The sequence below is a fragment of the Pelagibacterium nitratireducens genome (genome assembly GCF_037044555.1).
Lineage (GTDB): Bacteria > Pseudomonadota > Alphaproteobacteria > Rhizobiales > Devosiaceae > Pelagibacterium > Pelagibacterium nitratireducens.
This window is the reverse complement of sequence record NZ_CP146275.1, coordinates 801,900-817,934: the sequence shown is the minus strand read 5'-3', so window position 1 is coordinate 817,934 and position 16,035 is coordinate 801,900. Positions and strand designations below refer to the sequence as shown.

11 protein-coding genes are annotated in these 16,035 nt (G+C 61.2%); 3 read left to right on the top strand and 8 right to left on the bottom strand.

Annotated features, from left to right (window positions below):
• Positions 1–171 precede the first annotated feature (171 nt).
• Genes V6617_RS04205 through V6617_RS04195 form a run of 3 tightly spaced genes read left to right on the top strand, consistent with a single transcriptional unit; the run spans position 172 to position 7,443 of the window.
• Positions 172–1,083, top strand: a complete 912-nt coding sequence (locus tag V6617_RS04205) for an MJ1477/TM1410 family putative glycoside hydrolase (RefSeq protein WP_338609327.1) — start codon at positions 172–174, stop codon at positions 1,081–1,083.
• A complete protein-coding gene (locus V6617_RS04200; protein ID WP_338609326.1) occupies positions 1,067–1,744 on the top strand; it encodes a hypothetical protein in 678 nt (225 codons plus the stop codon). Before V6617_RS04205 ends, V6617_RS04200 begins: the two co-directional genes overlap by 17 nt.
• On the top strand, positions 1,741–7,443 hold the full coding sequence (locus V6617_RS04195) for a M10 family metallopeptidase C-terminal domain-containing protein (RefSeq protein WP_338609325.1): 5,703 nt from the start codon (positions 1,741–1,743) through the stop codon (positions 7,441–7,443). Before V6617_RS04200 ends, V6617_RS04195 begins: the two co-directional genes overlap by 4 nt.
• Positions 7,444–7,530: 87 nt before the next feature.
• Here the strand turns inward: V6617_RS04195 and V6617_RS04190 are convergent, their stop codons facing one another.
• The 8 genes from V6617_RS04190 to V6617_RS04155 all read right to left on the bottom strand — a co-directional run bounded on the left by V6617_RS04190 (position 7,531) and on the right by V6617_RS04155 (position 16,027).
• Positions 7,531–8,847, bottom strand: coding sequence for an HlyD family type I secretion periplasmic adaptor subunit (locus V6617_RS04190; protein WP_338609323.1), 1,317 nt, complete (start codon positions 8,845–8,847; stop codon positions 7,531–7,533).
• Positions 8,844–10,565, bottom strand: coding sequence for a type I secretion system permease/ATPase (locus V6617_RS04185; protein WP_338609322.1), 1,722 nt, complete (start codon positions 10,563–10,565; stop codon positions 8,844–8,846). Before V6617_RS04185 ends, V6617_RS04190 begins: the two co-directional genes overlap by 4 nt.
• A gap of 350 nt (positions 10,566–10,915) precedes the next feature.
• On the bottom strand, positions 10,916–11,767 hold the full coding sequence (locus V6617_RS04180) for a fumarylacetoacetate hydrolase family protein (protein ID WP_338609321.1): 852 nt from the start codon (positions 11,765–11,767) through the stop codon (positions 10,916–10,918).
• Positions 11,768–11,918: 151 nt separating this feature from the next.
• On the bottom strand, positions 11,919–12,650 hold the full coding sequence (locus tag V6617_RS04175; protein WP_338609319.1) for an SDR family oxidoreductase: 732 nt from the start codon (positions 12,648–12,650) through the stop codon (positions 11,919–11,921).
• Between the two features lie 108 nt (positions 12,651–12,758).
• Positions 12,759–13,700: a 2-hydroxyacid dehydrogenase gene (locus V6617_RS04170; RefSeq protein ID WP_338609318.1), complete on the bottom strand. Its 942-nt coding sequence runs from the start codon at positions 13,698–13,700 to the stop codon at positions 12,759–12,761.
• Positions 13,701–13,750: 50 nt separating this feature from the next.
• A complete protein-coding gene (locus V6617_RS04165) occupies positions 13,751–14,512 on the bottom strand; it encodes an amino acid ABC transporter ATP-binding protein (protein ID WP_338609317.1) in 762 nt (253 codons plus the stop codon).
• A 23-nt stretch (positions 14,513–14,535) separates the two neighbouring features.
• Positions 14,536–15,333: a transporter substrate-binding domain-containing protein gene (locus V6617_RS04160; RefSeq protein WP_338609316.1), complete on the bottom strand. Its 798-nt coding sequence runs from the start codon at positions 15,331–15,333 to the stop codon at positions 14,536–14,538.
• A gap of 37 nt (positions 15,334–15,370) precedes the next feature.
• Positions 15,371–16,027, bottom strand: a complete 657-nt coding sequence (locus V6617_RS04155; RefSeq protein WP_338609315.1) for an amino acid ABC transporter permease — start codon at positions 16,025–16,027, stop codon at positions 15,371–15,373.
• Between the last annotated feature and the right edge of the window lie 8 nt (positions 16,028–16,035).

Here is a 16,035-nt window from a genome sequence, read left to right as displayed (position 1 = left end):
ATGGTCACCCTGTTTCGTGTTCGGGATTCCCGAACGTCTTGGGACAGCTGAGCCGATAATGTCGTGTCCCGGCGGGCCACGAGTTGATGAATGTCAACATGGAGAGCGTCTCGCCCGCCTAGTGTCCGGTTCGCCGCGATCGGCAGATCGGGCGTATGGGAGACCTTTGACATGGGGATACGCATGGCCGGACTGGCCGCTGTCCTGGCCGCATTTCCGCTTATGCTTTCGCCGCACGCGATGGGCGGAACGGCTTCGGCACTGGCCGGGGTTCGATCCTGGACATACCAGCTCCAGGGGATCGATCTGCGTGTCCTCGCCGCCACCGATTATGATCTGGTGGTCATCGATTATTCGCGCGACGGGACGGCGGCGGGTGCGTTTTCCGCGTCCGAAATCGCCACCCTCAAGACCAAGCCCGACGGCTCACAGCGCTTCGTCCTCTCCTATCTCTCGATAGGAGAAGCTGAAGATTACCGGTTCTACTGGCAGAACGATTGGGCCCGAAATCGCCCGTCATGGCTGTTCGGCGAAAACCCCGAATGGGAAGGCAATTACAACATCCGTTACTGGGACCCGGCATGGCAGGCGACCATTTTCGGCCAGCCCACGAGCTATCTCGACCGGATCGTCGCCGCCGGCTTCGATGGGGTCTATCTGGACCGCGTCGATGCGTTCGAGCGCGACGATCCCCAACTCGGTGCCGCCGCCCGCAAGGCGGCAATGACCGCTTTCGTCAATAGCCTTGCTGCCTATGCCCGCGCCGGCAGGCCCCGGTTTCTGGTCGTGCCTCAGAATGGCGAAGAGCTCCTCAGCGATCCGTCATACCGTAGCGCCATTGACGGGCTGGCCAAGGAAGACCTGCTGTTTGGTGCCCAAGAGGACCAGCAGCCAAACAGCCTGGGGATGCTGCGCTCATCGTTGCGGCTGATCTCGCGCCTCACGGCTGAAGGCAAGCCGGTGTTTCTGGCCGAATATCTCAACTCCGCTTCCGACATTGCCCAGGTCCGCCACAACGCCGAAACGCTTGGGGTGGTATTGTTTATTGGGGACAGGGAACTCGATGATGCCCACTCTCGCTGATACCCACGCCCCCTACAGACCAGGCAGGTTTTCGGCCATTGGCCCGCTGGCCTTCATGTCGCGTATGGATCCGGCCGAGAGGACCAATATCTTCGTTGCGACAATTGTGCTCGTAACGATCGTTGCGGCGATCGCCATGCTCCCCAACACCGAGGAAAAGGCCCAGGTGCTCCTGTCCCAGGGGCGGATCGAGGAGGCAATCAGCCTTTACGAGACCAGGCGCGAAACGGCCCAGCTTAACCCTTTCGAGGCCTATTCCCTGGCCGGGCTGTATCGGGATCAGGGCAAAGCCGGCCTGCTCATCCGCCTGCTCGAAGACGAAATCGCCATCCGTCCGCAAAGCGACTGGGCGCGGCCCATGTTGGTCGATCTCTATCGGGGAGACAACACCTACGGCAATGAGGCCCGCATCCTCGCACAGATCTTCGCCCGGGCACCCACGGCCGCCGCCTATCGTCGGCTGATCGCACTGTACCGGCTCGAGGGCGACAGGACCGGTGAGCGCGCCACCATCGAACTGGGTCGCGCGAACGGGCTGGCCAGCCAGCACGATCTCGCGCGACTCGATCGGCTGAAATCAGCACTTGCGATGGATGAAACCGCCGAGTGGCGGTCGTCGGCGCGGGTTGACAACACTTCTTCTCAGGAGACAGTCCAATGACCATCACCCTTGACGGATCCCTTGCGGACTGGTCGCCCTCCGACCGGCTCGAGCGCCCCGAAACCCTTGTCGAGGGCTATGCGCTCTTTGGACGCTACGAGGACGGGGCTTACCTCATTGCACTTGAAAGCGCGGTGCCGATCGGTCCCACCACGACATTCTGGCTCAACACCGATGCCGACAGCGAAACCGGACACCAGGTCTTCGATTGGGCGGTCGGCGCCGAGTTCAACATCAATTTCGGCGACGATGGGGTCGCCCGGCTCTATTCGGGTTCGGAAGGGGCAACCCTTGTTGCCGAAATCGAGTATGTCATTGGCGCCGGGGGGATGACGCTGGAAATGAGACTGCCTCATGCGCTGGTCGGGCTCGCCGTGACCTCGCTCACGGTTTATGCGGACATAAACAATTCGGTCTTTCTGCCATCGTCATACGCAGAAGGCGGATATCTCGTCACCCAGCCCCCCGAAAGCACGTTTGACGGGCTCTTGACCGAATGGACAGGGGATCAGCGCCTCGATACCCAATCGACCCTGGTCGAAGGATACGAAATGTACGGCCGGGTCGAGCCCGAGCAATTCGTGTTCGCACTCTCGAGCGCGCAGCCGATCGGCCCGGGATCGACCTTCTGGCTCAACACCGATGGCGATGCTGCCACCGGATACCAGATCTGGGGTTGGGCTGGCGGAGCCGAGTTCAACATCAATATCGGAGCCGACGGATTTGCCCGGCTCTATTCCGGCGCCGCCGGCGAGATATTTGTCGCAGAGATCGACCATGCCTTCGGCCCTGGGGCGGCGAGCATCGAATTTACCGTTTCCAGGCAGGACCTCGGAGCGGTTCAGTCAGTGCAGATCCTGGCCGACATCAATGGCTCGGTGTTCCTGCCGCCGAATTACAGCACCGGCGGATATACGCTGGCCGAGCCGCAGACGACGAGTTTTGACGGGCTGTTGACCGAATGGAGCGAGGATCAGCGTCTTGAGGCAGCCGGCACCGGCGTCGATGGCTATGAGCTGTATGGTCGGGTCGACAGTGACGACTTTGTCGTCGCCCTCAAGAGCGCCCAGCCGATCGGTCCCAACACGACCTTCTGGATCAATACCGATGGCGACGCCGCCACAGGCCACCAGATCTGGGGTTGGGCTGGCGGAGCCGAGTTCAACATCAATATCGGAGCCGACGGCATCGCCCGGCTCTATTCCGGAGCCGCCGGTGAAACATTCGTCGCCGAGATCGATCACGCCTTCGGCCAGGATGGAACCACGCTTGAGTTTGCGGTTCCAAAATCCCTGCTCGGGCCAGGCATCGAGCAGATCGCCGTGCTCGCCGATATCAACGACTCGGTGTTTCTCCCCAACAATTACGGCTTTGGCGGCTATACCATAGCGTTGCCGCCGGTCAGCGCTTTCGACGGCATCTTGAACGAATGGACCGAGAACCAGCGCCTTGAAACCCCCACCACGCACGTCGCAGGCTATGAACTCTATGGCACTGTGACCGATGACGCCTTTGTCATCGCGCTCAAGAGCGCGGTCGACATCGGACCAAACACCACATTCTGGATCGACACCGACGGTGATACGTCCACCGGCCATTTGGTCTTTGGCTGGGCGACGGGCGCCGAATTCAACGTCAATATCGGCAGCGACGGCGTCGCGCGGCTCTACACCGGCAGTGCCGGCCAGACCCTTGTCGCCGAAATCGACTTCGCGCTGGGTCCCGATTCCAGGACCATCGAGCTGGCCATTCCCAAGGCGCTCCTGGGCGAAGACATCAACAAGATCGGGCTGATGGCCGACGTCAACGATTCCGTGCACCTGCCCGCCGATTATACCCAGCCAGCCTATACGATCAGTTCACCCGTGCCGCCGGCCGGCGGAGCAAACCACAAGATCGCCATCGTCTATTCGGAGACCACCGCCGGCGCCTATTTCTCCGAAACGGCCTATTCCCAGCTGGTCATGGCGGCCCAGAGCCAGGCCATGAGCGCGGGTATTCCATTCGATCTTATCGGAGAGGCAGATCTCACAAATCTCGAATTGCTCTCGCAATACAAGGGCCTGGTGTTCCCCTCTTTCCGTAACGCTCCCGACAACTACGCCGATATTGCGGCAACGCTGAACCAGCTCGTCTACGATTATGACATGCCCATCATCACCGCCGGCGACTTCATGACAAATGCCGCCGCTGGAGAGGCCCTCTCGGCCAACCCCTACGAACGCATGCAAACGCTTCTGGGGTTGACGCGTACGGGCGGCGAAAGCGGCGTCGATGTCAATCTGGTCGCCTCGGGAGACCACGAGATCACTGCCGGTTATGCCGGCGGCGCCATCCACACCTATGCCGGTGCCTCGACCTCTTATTTTTCGGCCATAGCGGCCGGCACCGTGATCGCCGAACAGATCATCAACGGCACCAGCCACGACGCGGTTATTTCCACCACCACCGGTGGGCGCAATGTCCATTTTGCGACCGAAGGCATGCTCGCTGACCACAATCTGCTCGGCCAAACGATCGACTGGGTGACCCAGAGCCTGGACGGGCCAAAGGTTTCGCTGTCGATGAGCCGCGACAACGCACTCGTCGCCTCGCGCAATGACATGGACCAGTCCCAGGAAACCTACGATGTGGACAACGGCATCTATGACGCCATGCTGCCCATTCTCGAACAGTGGAAAGCCGACTACAACTTCGTCGGCTCCTACTACGTCAATGTCGGACTTTACGGTCCCGACCAGGAAACCAACTGGTTCATCTCGTCCTCCTACTACCAGCAGCTTCTGGCAATGGGCAACGAAATCGGATCGCACTCCTACTCTCACCCATCAGACACCAATCTCTTGCTGCCCGACGAAGTCACCCAGGAGATTCTCGATCAGCGTATCGCCGGCTATGCGGCCATGCTCGACAATCCTTCAGCCTGCTTCTGCCCCTATTGCATGCGCGACGATGCCGATCAGTCAGTCATCGACGCGCTGGCGGCTATGAGCGTCGCCCAGATCAACGCTACATTGCAGGCCGCCCTTGGAGCTCCAGATCCGATGGCACTCGATCCGGTTTCCAAGGCCATTCTCGAAGCCTCGTTCAAATTCCAGTTCGAAACATCGCGCCACGTCATCGAGGACAACCTCGGAATCGTCGTCGGCGGCGCAGCCGTGCCGGGCATGCCTGAGTCGATTGAGACGGCGCGTCAGATCATTCAGTACTATGACTATTTGACGGGCGGGGCCTCCCTGGTCGGCGCCGGATATCCCGGCGCTTTCGGCTATCTCTCGCCCAGCGATACCGGCAAGGTCTATCTCGCTCCCAATATGAGCTTCGATTTCACCTTGCTTGGCTGGCTGGGCCTGACGGCCGCACAGGCCGCGGCAAAATGGATCGCTGAATTTGAAGATCTGGCGATCAATTCCGACCTTCCTATCGTGGTCTGGCCCTGGCACGACTATGGCGTCACCGCTTGGGATGTCGACAACATAGGGTCATCGCCCTATGAGCTTTTCATGTTCACCGAATTCCTCAGTACCGCCCAAGCGGCCGGTTCCGAATTCGTGACGCTCGCCGATCTGGCCGCCCGTATTGCGACATTCGAGAAAACCGATCTCGCCTACGCCGTCAATGGAGATACGATCACCGTCACAGCGACGCCCCAGGCCGGAACGCTCGGAACATTTGCCGTCAATCTCGATTCCCTGGGCACCCAGACCATCCAGGCCGTCACCAACTGGTACGCCTATGACGGCAGCTCGGTCTTCCTCGATGCCGACGGCGGCACCTTCGAGATCAAGCTGGGCACGACGCGGGACGACGTAACCCACATCACCTCGATCGGTGCCCGCATGCAATTGGTCACCCTTGAAGGGGATGGCATCAACCTTGCCTTTACAATGTATGGCGAGGGGCTGGTCTCCATCGATCTGGCCAGCGTCTCCAACAGCGACTTCACTGTCTCGGGCGCTGAAGTGGTCAGTGTCATTGATGGCATCATGACCATTCGGCTCGTCGGTCTGGGCAACCACACAGTCAGTCTCACTCGGGTCGATGCCGAAAATCTCGCCCCCACTGACATCGTGCTGTCCAACATGGTCGCGATTCCCGAAATCATGCTCGATCGGGTAAAAGTTGCCGATCTGCTTGTCATCGATCCCAACCTCGATCCCGACAAACGCGACAACGTCCTCACGGTTTCCGACGATCGGTTCGAGATCGACGCGGTGGATGGCGCGCTCTACCGCAAAGCCGGTGTCGCTATCGACTTCGAAACCGAACCCGCAATCGACCTCACCATCACCGCCACCGATGGCTCGCTGGTCTTTGACAAGCAGGTTTCGATCGCGGTCTCCAATGCCAACGACACCCCCCAAGGCGGCGTATTAGTAATCGGCGAGGCTGCCGAAAACCAGACGCTCAGCGCCGACACCAGCACCCTTGGCGACCCCGACGGATTAGGGGAGCTCAGCTATCAATGGCAACGCGATACAGGATCGGGATTTGGAGATATCGCCGGCGCGACGGCAGCGACCTACACGCTCACCGATGACGATGCGCAGGCTCTGGTGCGTGTTGTGGTGACCTACATCGACCTCGGCGGCACATCCGAAAGCGTTGTCTCGGCAGCCACCGCCCCCGTGATCGACGTCACACCTTCGGTAATTCTGCCCCCCCTTACCGAAGATACCACACGCACGATCACGCCCCGTGATCTTGTCGGATCGGCCTATACGGGCATGACCTTTGCCATCGTGGGCCTCGCCGCATCCTCGGGCACCCTGAGCGAAAACGCCGACGGATCGTGGCTGTTCATCCCCGACCTCAACGACGATACCGACGTGATCTTCACCTATTCGATCACCACCGACAGCGGAACCACCGGCTCCAGCGCCACACTTGATCTGATCGGCATGAACGATGTCATGGGCACCGAAGCGGCCGACGTCTTCCCATCCCTTGGTACATCCGACCAATATCATGGTGGCGAAGGAAACGACACCATACGAGCCGCTGGGGGCAACGACATTCTGTTTGGCGATGGCGGCAACGACACAGTCTTCGGCGGTCGGGGGGACGACACCATTATCGCAACACTCGATGATGGTGATGACAGGTATAACGGCAGTGACGGCAACGACACGCTGGACTTCTCGCGCATTTCGGCCGATGTCACTGCCAAGCTCGGTGTGGGCACAGCCTTCAGCGCCCAGACAGGAACCGATAGCCTCAATACAATCGAAAACATCATCGGGGGTTCTGGAAACGACGCCCTTATCGGATCGGGTCAAGCCAATCTGCTATCGGGCGGAGACGGAAACGACATTCTGGATGGCAGAGGCGGTAAAGACATCCTCACCGGAGGCACCGGCGAGGACGTCTTCATCTTCCGCAAGATCGGCCACTCGTCGCCCGCAATCGCCACTCGCGATGTCATTACCGATTTTACCCAAGGCGACGACACGATCGATCTCACCATCATCGATGCCAATGCCACATCTTCGGGAAACCAGGCTTTCATATTCCTTGCCTCGGTCGGCGCAGCCTTTACCGGCGTCGCGGGGGAACTCAACTTCAGCTTCGAGGACTCCGAAGGCACCGAAAATGACAGGACCATCGTCGCCGGAGACGTCAACGGGGACCAGGTGGCCGATTTCAACATAGAGCTGACAGGCCTGATCGATCTCGCGGCCGTAGACTTCATCCTCTAAACCGAAGCGGCGCCTTCTCTTCACCACCTGCTCGAGAAAAAGGGAGCTTTGAGCTCCCTTTTTCATTCCGACCGATTGCTGTTGGCCTCAATCTTCGCGGAACGCCAGATTGAGCTGATCCATCACCGGTTTGGTCAGATAGCTCAGCACCGTCTTCTCCCCTGTAGCAAAGAAGGCCTCGACCGGCATACCGGGGATAAGCCTGGCCGTTTCGGGCAATTTGTCGAGTTCGTCCGCTGGCAGACGGACTCGCACGAGATAAAACTGCGTGCCCGACGCACTATCGCGGGTCAGATCGGGAGAAATTCTGTCCACCAGCCCCAACAGCTCGGGCGTCGAACGCGAATTGAAGCTCGAAAGCCGCAGCGTCACGCTTTGCTCGGCGGCAAGCTTGTCGATGTCGAGCGGGTTGATCCGAACATCGACCATGATCTCGTCATCCTGCGGCACGATCTGCATGAGCGTGTCCCCCGCCGCGGCAATACCGCCCAGGGTGGCAACCTGCATCTGGTGCACCACCCCCGCGATGGGGGCGCGTATGACGAGCCTGTCAAACCGGTCCTGGGCGGCGACCCTTTGCTGTTCGAGCTCGGCAATCTGCTGGCCGGTTTCCTGCAACTGTCCCAGCACCTCGCTCTGATAGGATTCCTCGACCTGGGAAATCTGCAGCCTGCGTTCTGCAGTCGCCGCATTGCCCCGCGCGATCTCGGTGGTGATGCGCGCACGCTCGCCATCGAGTTGGGCGATCTGGCGGCGCAGGTCGCTCACCCGGCTCGCTTCGACCAACCCCTGGGACAACAGGGCCGAAAGCCTGTCGAGTTGCTCGGTCAGGATTTCGGTCTGAGCGACCACCGCATCACGCTGAGCATGGAGCCCGGCAACCTGGTTTTCCAGTTGGACGATCTGCTCGCCCAGTTGTGCCACCTGGGTCGAAAGCCCGGCGGCGCGGGATTGGCGAAGGCGATCTTCGGCAGCAAACAGCACGCGGTTGTGCTCCATATTGGGCAAGGCATCGAGCTCGGACGTCCACTCCATCTCGGTGGCGCCGCCCGCTTCGGCCAGAAGCCGGGCCTGGCGTACATAGGCCTCGCCCAATTGCGCATCGATGACCGCCATATTGGCCGCGACCGACGTTCCGTCGAGTACGACCAAAGTCTGACCGGCCTCGACCGCGGCATCGTTGCGCACGAGGATTTCCCGCACGATCCCACCTTCCTGATGCTGAACACGCCGCACGCCCCCATCGACAACGACGCTTCCGCCGGCCACCACCGCCCCCGATATCGGGGTGATGGCCGCCCACAGGGCAAGCCCACCCAAAAGAGCGATCATGGCGGTCGAGCCGAGCAATCCATGCCGGTCAAGGCTGCGCGCCGTTGCATATTCAATGTCTATGGCGCTCATTTCCGTCTCGCTTTGCGGGCAATATCGAGAGAAGCGGGCTGGGCGGTAATCGATGCCAGCACCGCGTCCTTGGGACCGAAGGCCGCCTGACGGCCATCCTGAAGGAACAAGATCGTATCGACTGCAACAATGGCGGTCGGCCGATGCGCGACGATGATGACGATAGCGCCCCGGGCCTTGGCCCCGGCGATCGCCGCATTACACGCCGCATCCCCCGCGGCGTCGAGATTGGAATTGGGCTCATCGAGAATAATGAGAAAGGGATCGCCATACAGCGCCCGCGCCAGCCCGATACGCTGACGCTGACCGGCCGAAAGCATAGCCCCCTGCGGTCCGATCGGCGTGTCGTAGCCGTGGGGCAAGGACGCAATCAGTTCATGGACGCCCGCCGCCTGAGCGGCCTTGAGAACGTCTTCGAACTCGCCATCGTTTCGGAAGCGGGCGATATTTTGCGCGACGGTTCCGGCAAACAGCTCCACCGTCTGGGGCAGATAGCCCAATGCCATGCCCAACCGGTCGGGGTCGTAGTGGCAAAGTTCGGAGCCATCGAGACGCACAACGCCGGCCCGCGCCGGCCATATTCCCATCAATGTGCGGACAAGGGACGATTTCCCGCACCCCGAAGTGCCCAGAACCCCCATCGCCTCGCCCGATTTGAGCCCGAAACTGACCCCGCACACCAGCGCCGGCCCATCGGACAATGGCGAAATGGCGAGATCGGAAACCGCAAGGCTTGCTTTGGGCAGCGGCAGAGCGACCCGCTCGGGCTTGCCTTTTGCATCGGCAAGCACGGTCTTGAGGCGGGCCCTGGCCTGCCGCGCCGCCACAAACCCGCGCCAGTTCGTAACGGCCTGCTCGACCGGCGAGAGCGCGCGCGCCGTAACGATCGACGCGGCAATCATCAGACCCGCTGAAATCTCGCCGCCGATGGCAAGATAGGCGCCCATTGCCAGTACGGCCGATTGCAACAGCAGGCGGAATCCCTTGGTCAGCGCCGAAAAAACCGTCGCACGGTCCGCAGCGCGAGCCTGTGTCATGAGCATCTTGGTATTGGCCGCCTCCCAGCGGTTTGCGAGCGTTTCGCTCATCCCCATGGCCAGCACCGCTTCGGCGTTTGCGGCGATATCGGCCTGCTGGCTCTGGCGGGCATTTGCCGCCGCATTGGCATCGCGCGAGGGTCCGCGCGACGACCATTCGTTGACGATCATGAGAACCGTAACGACACCGGCGCCCGCCATCGCCAGCCAGCCCAGCATGGGATGGAAGGCAAAGACGATGAAGAGATAGATCGGCACCCAGGGCAGATCGAGCAGTGCCATCGGTCCGGCCCCGGCCAGAAACTGGCGCAGGGTTTCAACGTCGCGGATAGGATCGCCCTCGCCCCCTCTTCGGGACGACGCACTCGAGACGACGACCTGCGCGAAGACTGGACGGGTCAGCCGCGCTGCGGCCAGCACCGAATAGCGCGTCGCCATGCGGCTGCGCACAATCTCGACGACGCTGTAAAACCCGTAGAGCCCGACAACCAAGCCGGTCAGCGCCATGAGCGTAGGAACAGATTTGCTCGCCAGCACCCGGTCATAGACCTGCAGCATGAAAAGCGGCCCGGTCAGCAGCAGCAGATTGGAGATTATGCTGAGCAGCCCCAACCCCAGCACCGCGCCCCGGCCCGAGGGCTTGCGGACCTTGCGCCCACCATTCTCGCTTGATGCCATCATCGTGGTCCCGGAAAACGCGCGTAGCATCGTTTTCCCACAGCCCGGCCCCGACACCTTGACGATTGTCAATAATGGGCGTGCCCGCCTCGCTGTCGGACCAGCCGCGAACGGGAAGGCCGACGGGCATAGAGCAGATGCGATGAGTGGCGGCGCCCCGGCCGCATCCAATACCTATCCCACGGGGGCCGACGGCCAAATGCCGGTTCGAGGACTACGCCGCCCTGTCCTCTGACATCGATATCGCGTCCGAATTCCGCTACCGTCGCCAGAGCATGGCGGGACTCAACGCGTCCCTGCGCCGATGATCTCCGGTCTGGCGGCGTCGGTGACCGTATCGGTCGGACAGGGGCCTAACCCTGCCAGGCCACAGTCTTTTGCATTTGCTCGCCCAGCCCTTCAACACCCAGCCGCATGGTCTGGCCGGGCCGCAGATACACCGGGTCGGGCTTGATCCCCATGCCCACCCCCGGCGGCGTGCCGGTGGTGATGATATCGCCGGGCTGCAGGCTCATGAATTGGGAGATATAGCTCACCACATGTGCGACGCCGTACACCATGGTTCTGGTTGACCCGTTCTGGTAACGATGCCCGTCGACCTCAAGCCACATGCCAAGGTTCTGCGGATCGGCAATCTCGTCTTTGGTCACCAGCCATGGCCCGATCGGCCCGAACGTATCGGCCGACTTGCCCTTGACCCATTGCCCCGAGCGCTTGGCCTGAAATTCGCGCTCGGACACATCGTTGACCACGCAATAGCCCGCCACATGATCGAGCGCGTCGGCCTCGTCCACATAGCGCGCTTCCTTGCCGATCACCACGCCAAGCTCGACCTCCCAATCGGTCTGGCTCGAATTTTTCGGAATGATGACATCGTCATTGGGACCGCAAATCGCGCTGGTCGCCTTCATGAACAGCACTGGCTCTTTGGGCACGTCAAGGCCGCTTTCGGCGGCATGGTCGGCATAATTGAGCCCCACGCAGATGAACTTGCCCACCCGCCCCACACAGGGCCCGATCCGCTCATTCTTGTCCAGTTCGGGCAATCCCGACAGATCGGCGCCGGAAAGCTCTTTCAACCCCTCGGGCGTCAGCACGCTTCCGGCGATATCGTCAACGATCCCGCTCAGATCGCGGATCGTCCCATCCAAATGCAAGACCGCCGGCCTTTCGGCGCCTCGGGCTCCAATGCGCATGAGCTTCATGGTCTTGTTGTCTCCTTATCGTGTGATGGTGCAATTCGGGTCAGGGTGGAGCGAGCGCGGTGGCTGTCGAGAACCGGACCGGAGCGTATTAGAAATACGTGAGGACCGGAAGCGCAGGCAGACGCCGTGCGCAGCCCGCTCTCACCTGAATTTAAGTGGTCCAGCCGCCGTCGATGGCGTAGACCTGCCCCGTGGTATAGGTGGCCCCCGCCAGATAAACGGCCAGATCGGCGATCTCCTCGGGCGTCCCCAACCGCCCCACCGGCTGCCGCGCCTCGAAGGCAGCCCGCGCCGCTTGATAATCTCCTGTTGCCCGCAACCGCTCCTGCAGCGACGGGCTGTCCACCGTCCCCGGCGCGATCGCATTGCAGCGAATGCCCTGCCCCACGAAATCGGCGGCCACCGATTTGGTCAAACCGATCACTGCGGCTTTCGACGCCGTATAGGCGAACCGGTTGGGCACACCTGTTACCGAAGACGCGACCGAACTCATATTGATGATCGCCCCGTCGCCGCGTGCGATCATCCCCGGCAGCACCGCTCTTATCGTGCGTGCCTGCGCCTTGAAATTGAGCTCGAGCGCAAGGTCGATGTCGGCTTCACTCGCTTCGAGCACCGTGCCGCCATGGACGATGCCTGCACAATTGAACACAATGTCGATAGCCCCGATCTCGGCAACCAGAGCCTCGATCGCCGCCGTCGAAAGCACGTCGAGCACCCGCGTCTCGACACCCGCAACGTCATCGAGTTCACGCAGAAGCTTCTCGTTGATGTCGGTGGCAAAAACGCGCGCACCTGCTGCGGCGAAGGCCAGCGCCGAGGCCCGTCCGATTCCCTGCGCCGCCGCCGTGACAAGACAGACCTTTCCCGAAATATCGGCCATGCGGCCCTCCATTTCATGATCCTGCCGCCACCGACAGTGACGATCCGGCCCTGGTAAACTCCACGCCGTCCCGAGCCGGACCTGCCCGGCTCGCCCGCTCAGGAGCGATCAGCTAAAGCGGCTTGCCGTGATCGAGGTCGGCGGCACCGTGCCGGAATAGAACGCATCGATATTGTCCTTGACCGTCTGGGCCATCCCCGTGCGCGTTTCGACGGTCGCGCTGCCCTGATGGGGGATAAGAAACACATTATCGAGCGCCAGAAAACGTGCATCGATATTGGGCTCGTTCAAGAACACATCCAGCCCGGCCCCCGCGATGGATTTCGCCTCCAGCGCATCGAGCAGCGCCGCCTCATCGATCACGCTGCCACGCGCGATGTTGACCACGAACCCGTTCGGCCCCAATCCATCGAGAACCTCTTTGTCAATCATCCCCTGGGTTTCAGCCGTCGCCGCCACCGCGACCACCAGCACATCGGCCCATTGGGCCAGCGCCGCCGGCGTATCGAACGCACTCCAGCCAGCGACCGATTTTTCCGAACGGTTCCAGAACCCGATATCGAACTTGAAGGCTTCTGCCCGTTCACCGATCGCCCGCCCGATGGCACCCAGCCCGACAACGCCGAGTTTTTTGCCCTTGAGCGCCCGGGCCAGTCCCATCTTCTTGCCCTGCGCCCAGTCGCCCGAACGCACGAAGGCCTGGCCCTGCCCGAACGCACGCATCGAGGCGATCACCAGCCCCACCGCCATATCGGCCACATCGTCGGTCAAAATCCCCAGTGTCGTTGCCACATGAATCGACCGCGACACACAAAGATCGAGATCGATCCGGTCGGTACCCACCCCGTTGACCGCGATCAATTCGAGATTGGGCAGTTTCTCGATCCATTCGCTTTCCATACCCAGCCCGCCATTGGTCATCGCCACGCGGAACTCGGAAAGCCGCTCCTGCGCTTTGGGATCATCGGCGGAAACCAGTTCGTACTGCGCCGCAAGTTGCGAACCGATCGGCTCGAGCAAACTATCAAATGTCAGGATGGGTTCGGCCATGTCTGCCTCTTTGCACAATTTCGGAGTGCCCGGTCCGTATCAGGATAAGGCTAGTGAGCGATTTGACCCAGGAACGTCTTTGTCCGCTCATTCTGCGGATTGGAAAAAAAGCTCTCGGGCTCGCCCACTTCGACGATCTCACCCTTGTCCATGAAGATCACCCGATCGGCAACCTTGCGGGCAAAACCCATCTCGTGGGTCACCACCAGCATCGTCATCCCCTCGCGCGCCAGATCGATCATGGTGTCGAGCACCTCGTTGACCATTTCCGGGTCGAGCGCCGAGGTCGGCTCGTCGAACAGCATGATTTTCGGGTTCATGCACAGCGCCCGCGCGATCGCCACGCGCTGCTGCTGGCCGCCCGACAATTGGGCCGGATATTTGTCCGCCTGTTCGGGAATGCGTACCCGTTCGAGATATTTGCGCGCCGTGGCTTCAGCGTCTTCTCTGGTCACGCCCCGCACCTTTCTGGGTGCCAGCATGCAGTTTTCCAGCACCGTCATGTGCGGAAACAGATTGAATTGCTGGAACACCATTCCAACGTCGCGGCGCACTGCTTCGACGTTTTTCGCTCCTGCAGTCAATTCGATCCCATCGACTGTGATCGTGCCTTTCTGCACGATCTCAAGCTGGTTGATGCAGCGAATGAGCGTCGATTTCCCCGACCCCGACGGGCCGCACACGACGATCTTCTCGCCGCGCGCGACCGTTAAGTCGATGGAATTGAGCGCATGAAAGGAGCCATACCATTTATCGACGCCGACCATTTCGACGGCGGCATTGCCGGCATTGTGTTCAGCATTGGTGGTCATGGCGTGTCCTTTCGCGCGATCTGTTACTGCCCGGAAATGACAAATTCGGGCAGCGGACCGCCAACCCATTCTTCATGCAGGGCGTTGAGGCTGCCGTCCTCTTTCACGCGACCGAGAAAGTCGTTGATATAGGCAAGCAATTCATCGCTTCCCGGACGCACGGCAATCGCCTGGCTCTGCTGGCGCAGCGAGAACTTGGTGTCGAACTGGTCGGGCGCCATGGTATTGATCTGGGAAATCACAACGTTGGACGCTCCCATCAGCGGAGTCTGGCCCGAAAGCAGCGCCTGCACCGCGCTGGCGTCGTCATCGAACCGCTGGATGTTGGCATCGTCCGGCGCGATTTCGGTAATCGATGTGTCCTGTGTCGATGCCCGGGCCACCGCGATGTTCTGCCCCGAAAGCCCTTCGGGACCGGTGACCTCGAGATCGGCATCACCAAAAACGAAGATCTCGATGCCGGCATAAGGGTCGGAAAAATCGACCTGCTCGGCCCGTTCCGGCGTGATCCCCAGCGAGGCGACGAGAATATCGACCTGGTTGGAAACCAGATAGGGAATGCGATTGGGCCCGGTCACCGGCACGAGGTTGAGCTCGACCCCCATGTCCTCGGCCAGAAGCCGCGCAACGTCGGCGTCATAGCCATCGGGATTGCCCGCTTCATCGAGAATGCCGAACGGCGGAAAATCGACGAGCAGCCCGATATTGACCGTGCCGCGGCCCTGGATTTCGCTCGGCGTCTGCGCCGCAACAGGCCCAGCCAGGCCCACGGTCAGCGCCGCAGCGGCACCCAGCCCGATCAGTGTCTTGTTCAGTCTCATTTGCTCTCTCCCTTGGGTTGAACTCTTGTTGGACAGTCTAGCGGGCTGTTGCCACGGCGAACCGCCCTTCCAGGTGCCGGGCCCACAACGAGAGCGGCCAGCACAAGATGAAATAAAGCGCCGCGACCAGCGAAAACACGGTCAGCGGCTGGAATGTCGCATTATTGATAATCTGGCCCGCCCGCGTCAGCTCAACGAACCCAATGATCGACGCGAGCGAGGTGCCCTTGATGAGCTGCACCAGAAACCCCACGGTCGGCGCCACGGAAATCTTGGCCGCCTGCGGCAAGACGATATGGGTCATACGGTCGCGATAGCCCAGGCCCAAAGCCCAGCTCGCTTCGCTCTGCCCCGAAGGGACCGCCTCGATGCAGCCGCGCCAGATTTCGCCCAGATAGGCGCTGGCATGCAGCGTCAGTGCTACGGCGGCCGCCACCCAGGGATTGATCCCCACCCCGAAAATGTTGAGCCCGAAAAACACAAGGAACAGCTGCATCAGCAACGGCGTGCCCTGAAACACCCGGATGAAGGCCAGGGCGCCATAGCGCAGCGGCTTGACAGGCGACACCCGCCCCAGCGCGATGGCGATCCCGCCCAGGGCGCCACCGGCAAAGGCAACGGCGGACAGCAACAGCGTCCATTGCACCGCCAAAACGATGTACCAGAATTCGTTGGGCCCGAAGGTTCTGAACATGACCGTCC